This window comes from Psychrobacter sp. Pi2-51 (genome assembly GCF_904846665.1).
GTDB classification, from domain to species: Bacteria; Pseudomonadota; Gammaproteobacteria; order Pseudomonadales; family Moraxellaceae; genus Psychrobacter; species Psychrobacter glaciei.
Map to the genome: position 1 here is coordinate 1 of NZ_CAJHBP010000003.1, position 11925 is coordinate 11925.

The 11925-nt window shown below is 41.2% G+C and carries 10 protein-coding genes and 1 rRNA gene; 8 read left to right on the forward strand and 3 right to left on the reverse strand.

Annotated elements, in window-relative coordinates:
• Window positions 1-112: 112 nt before the first annotated feature.
• The 3 genes from rrf (at window position 113) to JMY08_RS02200 (ending at window position 2086) form a co-directional block, all read left to right on the forward strand.
• Window positions 113-227: ribosomal RNA gene (gene rrf / locus JMY08_RS02190) — 5S ribosomal RNA — on the forward strand.
• Window positions 228-696: 469 nt separating this feature from the next.
• A complete protein-coding gene (locus JMY08_RS02195) occupies window positions 697-1191 on the forward strand; it encodes a hypothetical protein (protein WP_201589705.1) in 495 nt (164 codons plus the stop codon).
• Window positions 1192-1285: 94 nt separating this feature from the next.
• On the forward strand, window positions 1286-2086 hold the full coding sequence (locus JMY08_RS02200) for a DUF3800 domain-containing protein (RefSeq protein ID WP_201589707.1): 801 nt from the start codon (window positions 1286-1288) through the stop codon (window positions 2084-2086).
• Between the two features lie 97 nt (window positions 2087-2183).
• On the opposite strand, the gene JMY08_RS02205 is transcribed toward JMY08_RS02200, so the two are convergent.
• A complete protein-coding gene (locus tag JMY08_RS02205; RefSeq protein WP_201589709.1) occupies window positions 2184-2444 on the reverse strand; it encodes a DUF1289 domain-containing protein in 261 nt (86 codons plus the stop codon).
• A 187-nt stretch (window positions 2445-2631) separates the two neighbouring features.
• Here JMY08_RS02205 and JMY08_RS02210 point away from each other — a divergent pair, with 187 nt between their 5' ends.
• The 3 genes from JMY08_RS02210 to JMY08_RS02220 all read left to right on the forward strand — a co-directional run bounded on the left by JMY08_RS02210 (window position 2632) and on the right by JMY08_RS02220 (window position 6104).
• Complete coding sequence (locus JMY08_RS02210; protein WP_201589711.1) at window positions 2632-3264, forward strand: YqiA/YcfP family alpha/beta fold hydrolase; 633 nt, start codon at window positions 2632-2634, stop codon at window positions 3262-3264.
• A 110-nt stretch (window positions 3265-3374) separates the two neighbouring features.
• Complete coding sequence (parE, locus tag JMY08_RS02215; protein ID WP_201589714.1) at window positions 3375-5261, forward strand: DNA topoisomerase IV subunit B; 1887 nt, start codon at window positions 3375-3377, stop codon at window positions 5259-5261.
• Window positions 5262-5405: 144 nt separating this feature from the next.
• Window positions 5406-6104 (forward strand): lysophospholipid acyltransferase family protein, encoded by a 699-nt coding sequence (locus JMY08_RS02220; protein ID WP_194620985.1) that lies wholly within the window; start codon window positions 5406-5408, stop codon window positions 6102-6104.
• 82 nt (window positions 6105-6186) lie between these two features.
• On the opposite strand, the gene JMY08_RS02225 is transcribed toward JMY08_RS02220, so the two are convergent.
• Entirely contained in the window at window positions 6187-6969 is a 783-nt protein-coding gene (locus JMY08_RS02225; RefSeq protein ID WP_201589717.1) for an SDR family NAD(P)-dependent oxidoreductase, read from the reverse strand.
• 285 nt (window positions 6970-7254) lie between these two features.
• Between JMY08_RS02225 and JMY08_RS02230 the strand changes: the two genes are divergently transcribed.
• On the forward strand, window positions 7255-8760 hold the full coding sequence (locus tag JMY08_RS02230) for a hypothetical protein (RefSeq protein WP_201589720.1): 1506 nt from the start codon (window positions 7255-7257) through the stop codon (window positions 8758-8760).
• Window positions 8761-8945: 185 nt separating this feature from the next.
• Here the strand turns inward: JMY08_RS02230 and JMY08_RS02235 are convergent, their stop codons facing one another.
• Complete coding sequence (locus JMY08_RS02235; RefSeq protein WP_201589723.1) at window positions 8946-10640, reverse strand: mechanosensitive ion channel; 1695 nt, start codon at window positions 10638-10640, stop codon at window positions 8946-8948.
• A 499-nt stretch (window positions 10641-11139) separates the two neighbouring features.
• Here JMY08_RS02235 and JMY08_RS02240 point away from each other — a divergent pair, with 499 nt between their 5' ends.
• Window positions 11140-11871, forward strand: coding sequence for an FKBP-type peptidyl-prolyl cis-trans isomerase (locus tag JMY08_RS02240; RefSeq protein ID WP_201589726.1), 732 nt, complete (start codon window positions 11140-11142; stop codon window positions 11869-11871).
• Window positions 11872-11925: the final 54 nt, after the last annotated feature.

An 11925-nucleotide genomic window follows, 5' to 3' on the forward strand; every position in this document is an offset into this window, starting at 1 on the left:
GAATATTTCGATATCACCTTTAACCTTGATTCAGTTAGGTTACAAGTTGGTCGACTAAAAAGTAAAATTTGAAGTCATAATAACAACATCAGACTCATATCTAACCCCCTTTGCTGACGACAATAGCGCGATGGCCCCACCTGATCCCTTCCCGAACTCAGAAGTGAAACATCGTAGCGCCAATGGTAGTGTGGATTCGTCCATGTGAGAGTAGGTCATCGTCAGCTCTCTATTCTAAAAAGAGTCATCCTTAACGGGGTGGCTCTTTTTTTTATCTTTTATTCCTAGTGACCTACGCAGCAAATCCTATTGAAAGGTGAGCAAGGAGTAACGACTGTCTGGGAGACAGTCGTCCGTAGCGCAAGACGAAAGGCTATGCCTGTAGATAGCTCTTGCACTGCCTAGCAAAGCGGTGCTTTGCTTTTAAGCCATTTCTTCAATTCAAACGGCGCTCTCCTCGTTCGTTAGCTCTCTATTCCTAAAGTAAAACCCCCTGCGACTTATGTCACAGGGGGTTTCTTTCGTCGTATGGAACTTAATTGTCTTCTTATTACTAAATATATGGAAGTGAAAGTATAAGCTTTTACTGCTATATTGGGACTAATATTACATTCCCATTTGATCTTTGAATTATTGCTAAAAATATTAGAATTAATCAATTATCAATATATCAGATTCTTAAAATTAGGTGCAATAATGAATCCTGAGCAATCACAAAAGAACAGAATTAGATTTTTAAATGATGTTCGTTTATTCAGTGAACGTGATCATCAAGGTCTAATTGGTATTCTCAAAGCTCACCTAATCGTTGAGCAAATGCTGAATGAAATGATTAAGTGCAATCTTAGCTGGAACGATAAAAAACTTGATTCTTGTAGGTTATCTTTTGCTCAAAAAATAAAAATTACTGTAGCGATGGAAAACTTAGATGCTTCTGTTGAGCGTGCACTCATAACTTTGAATAAAATTAGAAATTTATGTGCTCATGATATTTCGTTCGAGCTTGAAGATAGTCACTGGGAGTCTATTTTTGAGCCATTTATTGAAGATATGCCTTATGATTCTATCTCTACTTTAAAGTATATGAGATGGAAACGCTGGTCTTATTGGATACTAGGTGTTTTTTTTCCTACAGCTGATGTTTATGCGTATGAAATGGGAATTAAAGAGTTGAAAACAAAAGGTGAATAATAAACTCAAACACAAAAATACAGTTAGCTATTTTCAAACCTTTAAGTCTTTTGCCAACTAAGTTGTTACTTTTCATAAGGTGCTAGAGAGAATTATGCATATTGCAATCGATGACACATATGGTCCAACAATTTCAACAAGGTCTGAGTATGTCACTGGAAACAGAAGAACACATATTGGAGTGGGTTTTCCTGATAAAGATGTTGATTATATTCGAGAGCAAATAACAAATTCCCTTAATTGCATTAGAGATGAACTCTCCATTGACCCTAAGGAGTTTCATTTTGTAGAGATTTATAATAGGAAAAATCTTTGGAATAAACTACCCGAAAAGGCAAACTTAGCTATATTTGAATCTTTTGCTAAAATATATACTGAATATAAATGGAAGGTTTTTATTCAGACTATTGATAGTAGGACTCTTAGGGACCACGGTATCGAAAAGATCAGGGGCAAAATTAAGCAATTCAACTTGGAAAAACCATCCGATCTTTCGCTTTTTTGGTTACTAATTAAAATTAAAAAATTTTATTCAAATACTTCAGAAGATTTAACTGTTTTTATTGATGAAGGGTTAGGCAAACCAAATACTACAGTTGGGGATGAAATCTTTCATGATTATTCGAATAAATATCAAGGTGTATTTCAATCGTCTCATCAAGAGCCTTTATTGCAATTAGCTGACTTCATAGCATTTGTAGTTAATAGGTCTACTCATCTTTACATGAAAGAAAACAGAACTGATTTAGATAATTGGTTCTTACAACTGTTTAATAGCATGAATATCAATAGCGATGACTTATTAAAGGTTGACTTTAATGGCGATTACTCTGAGCTGACGGCTTCAAAGTTTGATATAGCACATGAACATGATCGTTATGTGAAGAAAATTTAGTCTGGCTAAAGTGGTCTAAAAATTTTAAGTCTATAATCATCTATTTCAAAAAGTAAATTTAAAATGATATTTTTCAGTGTATCACAATCTCCACTTCCTAAAATAACTCACCAACTTCAACCACTCCCTCAAAATCAAACCCCAACTGCTCACCTTTACGCTGTCTCATCTGTTCAATACGCTGTTTACGTCCAGAGACTAGCCGTAGCACCTCACGGCGCTGCTCGTTAGTCATGTTCAGCCATAGCTGACGCTCAGGACGACTGCGTAGGCAACCAAAGCAATAGCCTTTTTTATTGCTCGTGCACACACCAATACACGGATTGGCAATCTCGAACAGCTCAAACTGTTGATTCATGGCGGCTCCATCGCGCTTATCATTATTCCTTTAACTTGCCTCATCTTATTTTAAAACATTATTATGTCGTAAATAACGAATAATAGTGTGCCGCTTTATTGTTACTGTTTTTGGCGAGGCAATGCTATGCTTAGCTTTTATAGCATATATAAAGTCATCATAACAAAATTAATAAGTGAGATTGTACGTGAACATTATTTATATTCATGGACTAGACAGTGATGCCAACTCTACTAAAGGAGTACTGTTAGAAAAATATTGTCAGCAGTATCATCCTGATATCAGCGTATATCGCCCTGATCTAAATAGCGTTCCGGAGCAAGTTTTTGAGCAGCTGGTCAAGTTGGTAACTCAATTAAATAGAGATGCTGAAACGGTACTGGTGGGTAGCTCGTTAGGTGGCTATTTCTCTACCTTGGTGAGCAATCATACAGGCTGTGCGGCTTTACTGCTAAATCCCAGTACGCAGCCGCATATCACGTTGCAACGCTTTGCTAGTGAATCGTCTTCAACGGCTAGTGGGAAAAGTAAAACATTGAACAATGAGATTCTACATACAACAGCGGGTGGTTGGCACATTACTCATTCAGATTTGCAATGGTTTGCAGCGCATTCTTTAGGATCAATTAACTACCCTAATAAAATGGTGGTCTTTATCAAAGAGGGTGATGAACTTTTGAATCCGTACTTATCAAGAGATTTTTATAGAGGGCTTGATGTACGGGTTACTTTGCAAGAAGGTGGTGATCATAGATTTACGGATTTTGGTGAACAGCTACCGATGGTAATAGATATGCTACAGCGTTTGTTATCGACTTAAAGAGACGACATTATCTGACGTGAGCGACTGACAATTAGCGTTACCGTCGTTATTTTTGGTTATAATGGTTCAATAGAATGAATGATCTGTAAATATTAAGGGAAGCATTTGTGAGTGAATATAATGCGCAATCGTTAGAAGTTTTAGAAGGACTTGAGCCGGTACGTCGTCGCCCCGGCATGTATACGGACACCACCCGTCCGAACCACTTGGCACAAGAGGTGATTGATAACTCAGTAGATGAGGCGTTGGCGGGTTATGCTAAAACCATCAAAGTTCAATTGTATAGTGATGGCTCGCTGTCAGTCGAGGATGACGGGCGCGGTATGCCAACTGATATTCATCCTGAGTTTAAACAGTCAGGGATTGAGCTGATTTTGACCCGCTTACATGCTGGCGGTAAGTTTTCGACCGCTAACTATGAAGTTTCGGGTGGTCTGCATGGCGTTGGTATCTCGGTCGTCAATGCGCTGTCCACGCGCGTAGAAGTGACCGTATGGCGTGATAGTACACAGTTTGAAATGGCTTTTGAAAATGGTGCGCCAGTTACGCCTTTGACGGAAACGATCAGCTCAAACAAGCGCAAACGCGGTACTAAAGTACATTTTTGGGCGGATGGTAGCTTTTTCGATACGCCAAAATTCAATGTTAAACAACTCAAGCACAATCTAAAAGCCAAAGCGGTGTTGGCCGCGGGTTTGACGATTGAGTTCGTCGATGATATTAACAATGAAAAAATCGTTTGGCAGTTTGCCGATGGCGTTGTTGAATATTTAAACGAACAGTTAGATGGTCTTGAGACGTTGCCTGAGGCACCTTTCTATTATAATTACGATGCGAAAGCGGGCGAACGTGCCGCCATTACCTTTGCACTGTCTTGGTTGCCTGATGGTGGTACGCCCATTCAAGAAAGCTATGTTAATCTTATCCCGACTGCGCAAGGTGGCACGCACGTTAATGGTCTGCGCACCGGTATTCTAGAAGCCTTACGCGAGTTTTGTGATATTCATAATCTATTGCCGCGTAGTGTCAAGCTGACGGCAGAAGATGTATGGGATGGGGTCAACTATATTCTGTCGCTTAAGTTTTCTGAGCCACAGTTTTCAGGGCAAACCAAAGAGCGTTTATCGAGCCGTGAAGCCGCAGGCGCAGTACAGACATTGGCAAAAGATGCCTTTAGCTTGTGGTTAAATCAACATGCCGATATGGGTGCTCAAATTGCCGAGTTGGCGATTAATAAAGCGGGACGTCGCCTAAAATCTGCCAAAAAAGTTGCGCGTAAAAAGATTACTCAAGGTCCTGCATTACCGGGTAAATTGGCTGATTGCCGTGGTGATTTGCGTGATGGCGCAGAGTTGTTTTTGGTGGAAGGAGATTCGGCGGGTGGTAGTGCCAAACAGGCACGAGATCGTCATTATCAGGCCATATTGCCACTGCGCGGTAAGATTCTAAATACATGGGAAGTGTCGTCAGATACCGTGCTGTCGAGCCAAGAGATCCATGATATCGCCATCGCTATCGGTGTCGATCCGGCGTCAGACGATTTGTCCGAACTACGTTATGACAAAGTATGTATTTTAGCGGATGCGGATTCTGATGGTCTGCATATTGCCACCTTGATTTGCGCGTTATTCGTTAAGCATTTTCCAGCGTTAGTCGATGCAGGACACTTATTTGTCGCCATGCCGCCGTTATATCGCGTGGATGTCGGTAAAGACGTGCATTACGCGTTGGATGAGCCTGAGCTTGCCCATATTTTGGCCAATGTACCGGGTAATAAAAAAGCGCAAATTACGCGCTTTAAAGGGCTGGGTGAGATGAGTGCAGAGCAGCTGCGTGAGACAACTATGAATCGTGATACCCGCCGCTTAGTGCAGTTAGATATGGACGACATGGTGCTCACCAATAGCGTGATGGATATGCTGCTCGCCAAAAAGCGCTCTGCTGACCGTAAGACTTGGCTTGAGGATAAAGGCAACTTGGCTGATATTTCATAAAGTATCGTAATAATGAATACTAGATAGGCTGATTGCTCACTGTAGAGTCGAGTAAGAGATAGCGCAATAAAAGCCTGTAAAAGGCAATTTAGTGGCATAAACTTAATGGTATTATGTAGCTATCTTTTATAATCTGGTGCCGTTATGACATCGAAGTTTACCCATCGCTCTAAGTTGCCAACTGCTGCTAATTCTGCACGCTCTAAAATATTGCCAAAGCTTAGCAAAAAGGATTTGGGTCATTTAATTCCCAAACGGGGCGGCACAATTGCTCCAGTGATAGCTTCTTTCCTGTTAAAAACCTCAGGATGGCGAATCGTTGGTGAAATTCCAGATATCTCGCAAGCGGTGGTATTGGCGTTACCGCACACGTCAAACGTTGATGGCGTCTATGCATTACCCAGCTTGTTTGCCTTAGATTTAAAAATCAGCATTATGGGTAAACATACGTTATTCAAAGTCCCAGTATTGGCGCAACTCTTACGTTGGATGGGTATTATTCCCATCGATCGTGGTAATAAAGGTTCTGTGCTACAAGCGAGTATTGATAAGTTTAAAACCGGTGAGCCACTGTTTTTGGGATTATCTCCAGAAGGCACGCGGGAATATACCAAAGACTGGAAGACAGGGTTTTATTACCTAGCAGTGGGTGCTGGTATCCCTATTTTGCCAGTGGCGTTAGATTATAATACTAAAGAAGTGCGTTTTTTATCTGCTGTGTATCCTACTGGAGATATTGAGGCTGACTTACCAAAAATTTATGCTCAATATAAAGGGGTAATACCAAGACATCCTGAGCGCTTATCGCAGCCACTACAGGATGTTAATAATTCAGCCGATTAGGTCTATCTTGCGAATATGAGCGTTTGAATCTCTTATGAATGGTTAGTAAAACGCTCATATTCGACTACAAAGATAGCAATGGCTAGAATTGAGGCTGACCGTTAGAAGCACTAACCCCACCGTCCACTGGTAAATTAACACCGGTAATCATCGACGCATCATCACTCGCTAAAAAAGTAATCGCAGCGGCAATATCCTCTGGCGTGGCCAGACGACCAAGTGGGCAACGATCTAAGAATTTATCAGTCTTGGCATCGTTATCCTGAATGGCACTCGTCATGTTTGTCTTAGTCACGCTTGGATTAACCGCGTTAACACGCACTCCATCAGGACCATGATCCAAGGCGAGGGTACGTGTTAAATTGCTAACGCCAGCTTTGGCAGCATTGTAAGCGGCCATATTCCAATCACCACCGACCCCTGATAATGAGGAGACATTGACGATATTACCTTTGGTCGCTATCAAATGTGGCATGGCTGCCTGACAGACATAAAAAGTACCGTTTAAATTCACATCAATCGCTGATTTCCAGTCTTCAGCCGTTAGCTCCGTAATTTTACCTTGGGTGGCTTTACCTGCATTATTCACCAAGATATCAATTTTTTCAAACTGATCAATGGCTCTTTTAATCATTTCTTGCACTTGGCTCTGCACACTAATGTCGCAAGTGATGGTCATATAATTATCGGTATGAATCCACGTACGGTCTTGCGGGAATTCTTTGGCGGTTTCTGCTAACGTATCGGCAGTCCGTCCCACTAAAACGACACTGGCGCCTTCCTGAGCAAAGCGAATGGCCGTCGCACGACCAATACCTGAGCCTGCTCCTGTTACGATAACGGTTTTTTCTTTAAAACGTTTCATAGTATTCAGTCCTTGTTCTTATATGCAAATAATAATAGTCACTACATAAAAAGTGAATGAGCAGACCCTAACATAATGGCTGCACTATAAATCAATGCGTCAGCTGTGCTACTTTTATGTCATCATAACAAGTCATTGCTTGGAAAGCGACTTTGTATAATTGCACTTATGTAGTTTGCTTTTTCTTTATTGAATTATGCCTATCATCCTCACAAAAATGGCATGATCTTTGTAAGTTGCCGTGTAGGGTACGTTATATTTCATTGATAATAAAAGGTTGAGACTGTGTTCAATTCGATTACTGGTACATCTGATGGGGGTTATCTGGTCAATGAGTTGGCCTGCTATCTACAGACAGATGCTTTAGATATTGTTTTACCTAACATGCAAACCATAGAGATTCGTTATGAGGCTCATTATACAGCTCGACAGTATCACTATCATTTACCACTAGGTAAGCTTCAACTATTAGCGCTCATCTTATATCTGCCTTCTGAGACCAGCTTGGCTAATATCGAAACAGTACGTATGGCAGCGGTCAAAGCGGTGCTAGCATGGCAAAAGACTAAGTCTTCTCAAGATAAAGACAATCAGGCGCTCATCTATGACGTATTGGTCGTCGACATCCAATTCAGTGAGCACGCTAATAGCAACAATAATAATAACAGTGACAATAATGATGAGCACAACAATGACAATAATATTGAACATAACCGTCAGCGCGGTCAGTTACCGAAGCGCTTAAAGCACGAATTTGCAGCACGCTATTTTATGGAGAATTTGGTTGTCGACATGAGTGACCACGCACAACGACTGCAAGTATTTAGCTGGCATGATTGGTGTTCGATAACGCTTGCATTACAGACGCCATGCGAGCTGTGGCGATTCTTAGGGTATCATCTTGACCAGCTCCAGCGCTCGGTCTCCAGCCATGTCGCGAGTTTTGAATCTGAAGACATGCTTGTCACGCAGTTTTTAAGCAGTGCGCTCTTATTTGACCATGCTATTACGATCGATAATGCCCTGATCAAATATGGTATTCAGCAAGCACCAAATTCCGCTTTGGTAGCCATGACCTTAGCTCAAAAAAATAAGAGCCAAACTGCCCAGATGTATCAACAACATAGGCAACAAGCAGCAACACTCTGGTCGCAACTTAGTACACAGATGATCGACACGGTCAGTGCAGAGCTGACAGCTCAAGCAGACACCGAGTCTCTAAAGCCACAGTTCTCTCTTTGGCAGCAGCAATTATTAGACGAATCCGCGTTTTCGCGACATGAACTGATTCGCACTTTATATAGACACCCAAAACAAGAGCTGGCGTTGCAAAAAACTGGTTATGTGATACATCAGCATTCATATGAACGTCTCGGCAGGCATTATGTGCTGATATTTTATGGGCAAGATTTGGCGGGGCAGAACAGTAAAGCGGCTATTCAGCCAAACTTACAGAAAATTGCGCAAGATGTCGCTACGCGTCTGCCGATGGCTGAGCTACACCATGTCATCATACTTGGTATAGGTTTTATCTCTGATGCCGGTGAGACTTTCATGGACATCGACCTGTGGATTCAACCCGTGAATAATATGACTCAGCGCGAGCGTCAACTTACCAAGCAAATACAACGTCTCAAACAGCAAGGTGCTGAGCAGCAAGATATTCAGCAGCAAGATATTCAGCAGCCAGTGGCTAAGAAGCAAGCGGCTAAGAAGCCAAACGAGCCAGTAAATGATTTGCCTCAGATCCGTCTCAACCTTTCTATTCCAGCCCGTAAAGATAAGCTGTAAATCGATACTATAGTCAGTGAAAAGTAATATCGATATATCAGCAGTATCGTAGCGTTTTCGGGGTATTTTGACTATGGATAAATTTGTCGTCGTTTAACTTAAAGAAATCATCTATCATACAAACACCCATAAAAAAAGACAGCCTAAGCTGTCTTTTTTTTTCGAAATTATACTTTCATAAAGGTTTATTTATTGGTGTCGTCGATAAGACCGCTACCAGGTAATAAATCGTTATTAGTCGTAGTTCCAGTAGTTCCAACATCAGTAGTATCTACAGGATCAGTACCAAGTTTTGTGGTATCGACCGTATCTGTACGTAAGTTGGTAGTCGAGGTAGTTGGTGCACTCGGCATATTCTCACGAACTGAATCAGCAACTTTGTCTTGCGTTGATGAATTAGGCGTCAAAGCAGACTTCGCTTTCGCTTCAGTACGCTCTTTGTCCATTTTGTCCTGCATCTTGCGTAGGAAACGTGCTGCTGCTTCTTGACCGCCAAGACCGAATGATAGAGCAAAGGCAACCGCAACGGCACCTAACGTTAGACCAAATGCTAAGTTAACGATAGAGTCAGCAATACCCATCGCTTTTAGACCCATGGCTAGTACCAAGCCCATGATTAATACACGTACGATGTTTGCTAAGAACTGTGAGCCTTGCTCAGAGCGCTCAACGACACCAGCAATGATATTGGCAAGCCAGAAACCGATGAATAGAATGATCGCGCCCAAAATGATGTTGGCACCGAAAGCGATAAACATCGTGATAATAGCTGAGATAGGCTCAAAACCTAATAAATCAGCGGCAGCGATAGCGGCAAACAGCATGGCAAAAAAGATGATCGCATAACCAACAAGGTCAGAAACTCTTTTATCACCCATGGTTTCTTGTAAGCCAACTTTCGCAGGCAACTGGTTGATCTGAGTGTTTTCGATCAAGCCTTTAATAATATTAGCGACCATACGTACCACGTAGAAAGTCACTACTAGGATAGCCGCTGCCATAAAGATGTTTGGCAAGGCTTCCATGATTTTGTTCAGCATATTCGTCGCAGGACGAGCAATCACTTCGATTTTTAACGCATTTAATGCGGCAATAATCGTTGGGATAATCACAACTAAAAATGCTAATGAACCCGCGATATTAGGTAGGCTATTTTGCTCGTTCAAACCTGCTTTTGACGCCAACTCTTGCACGTTAAAAGTAGAAACAAGGTTGGTCACAATGCCGCGTACAACTTTAGCAATGATATAACCAACGACAAACACCACACCAGCAATTAGGATGTTAGGAATAAAGCTGAAGATTTTATCTACCATATTAGTCAATGGGGCAAATAAACCATCAAGCTCTAATTGGCCCAATACCATGGTTAGAACAACCAACAAGATGAACCAGTAAACCATATCAGCAATCGTGCTACTCATTGGTTTTACGCCAGCTTTAGCGCTTAAACGCTCATCCATTGATGTTTTGGCCAGTGCTGCGTTGATCGCTGTGCGGGCAACAGTTGCCACAACCCAACCAATCACACCAAGAGCAATAGCACCGATCAGATTAGGAATGAACGCCAACACTTGGTTAACCATATTTGCAAATGGTGCTGAGATAGAGTTCAAGTTCAACTGACTAAGCGCTCCTGAAATGGCAATGATAAAGATAAACCAAAAAATAATCTTAGAGATAATACCCTCCAGATCATAGGTTTTGCCAGTAGAAGAGTTCATGCGTTGATTAAGATTCACTTTAGACAGCACACCGCGTACCAGTGCCGCGATGCCTAAAGCTACGAGCCAGCCAATAATAAATATTAAGATAGCACCAATAATGGAGCCGATCGGCCCACCAAGATAACCATTAAAAGATGTAAATGTTGGATTCATCTTATCCTCCTTGAATCATCATATATGAGCTGTGAAATAACAAAGGTAACCATTACAAATAGTAGGTAATCAGAACCTTAGTTATTGAGCAAAATCATATAGATGGTAATTATAAATAGTGTTTTTAATTTAAGTTATACAGGGACATTATAGTGACTGAAAAAGTAATACTACTATAGGAAAATGTGGATCTGCGATGGCCATACATCTCTATTACGCAATATGGCTACCGACATCCCAATATATACTAGTAAAACTGACGTCCAGTTACTTATCACCTTAACTAATTTAGCTTAGCTGATGTATTGATAGATTTAAAGACAGAAAGCTTAACCTGTTACTATATTTGTGTGATAACTTGTTATTTTTACGAGAAATGTTAACACAGACTGTACATTGGCCCGATAATTTCATCCTAAACATGGCTCCTAAAACTAAGATTTGTTATTATAGAAATATGTGACATCTCGCCACTATACTTACAATTTGAGAGTACTCTATGAAAAAAATCACTACTTTAAGCGTTAGTGCACTTGTTAGTGCTATGTTATTAGTTACCGGTTGTAGTACTAATAATGGTAATCAAGAAACTTCTAGTCAAAGCGTTTCAGTGACTGAAAAAAGCCCAGCCAATGAAAAAGTGGGTTATAGCTTGGGCTATATGATGGCGGAAGGTAACAAAGAAGCGGTCGGTGATCTCAATCTTGATACCTTTGAAAAAGGCTTCCGTGATGGTTATGAAGGCACTGATTCCGCACTGACACAAGAGCAAATGCAAGAAGTATTGATGACCTATCAAAAAGAGCAAGAAGAGAAGTTTGTCAAAGATATGGAAAGCAAAGCGACTGACAACAAAGCCGCTGGTGAAGCATTCTTAGTTGCAAACGTGAAAAAAGAAGGCGTAAAAGAGACGGCCTCTGGTCTACAATACAAAGTAATCGCTCCAGGTACTGGTAAATCACCAAAAGCGACTGACGTGGTTGAAGTAAACTACGAAGGTAAATTGATCGATGGTACGGTATTTGACAGCTCTTATGAGCGTGGTGAGCCGATTGAATTCCCACTAAATCAAGTTATCGCTGGCTGGACGGAAGGTCTACAGTTGATGAAAGAGGGCGGCAAATACGAGTTTTACATCCCATCAGACATCGCTTATGGCGAGGCAGGTAACTCAGGTATCGAGCCTAATAGCACTTTAATCTTTACGGTTGAGCTGTTAAAAGTAAAATAATGCTGCGATAAAACGTAATAATCTGCACCGTCCTACGTTTCGTCCTAAAACAGA

What these genes read in the sequence shown, in the direction of transcription:
- JMY08_RS02200 (WP_201589707.1), top strand. Translation starts at nt 1,286, where the DNA reads ATGCATATTGCAATCGATGACACATATGGTCCAACAATTTCAACAAGG.
- JMY08_RS02195 (WP_201589705.1), top strand. Translation starts at nt 697, where the DNA reads ATGAATCCTGAGCAATCACAAAAGAACAGAATTAGATTTTTAAATGAT.
- JMY08_RS02205 (WP_201589709.1), bottom strand. Translation starts at nt 2,444, where the DNA reads ATGAATCAACAGTTTGAGCTGTTCGAGATTGCCAATCCGTGTATTGGT.
- JMY08_RS02225 (WP_201589717.1), bottom strand. Translation starts at nt 6,969, where the DNA reads ATGAAACGTTTTAAAGAAAAAACCGTTATCGTAACAGGAGCAGGCTCA.
- JMY08_RS02235 (WP_201589723.1), bottom strand. Translation starts at nt 10,640, where the DNA reads ATGAATCCAACATTTACATCTTTTAATGGTTATCTTGGTGGGCCGATC.
- JMY08_RS02240 (WP_201589726.1), top strand. Translation starts at nt 11,140, where the DNA reads ATGAAAAAAATCACTACTTTAAGCGTTAGTGCACTTGTTAGTGCTATG.
- JMY08_RS02220 (WP_194620985.1), top strand. Translation starts at nt 5,406, where the DNA reads ATGACATCGAAGTTTACCCATCGCTCTAAGTTGCCAACTGCTGCTAAT.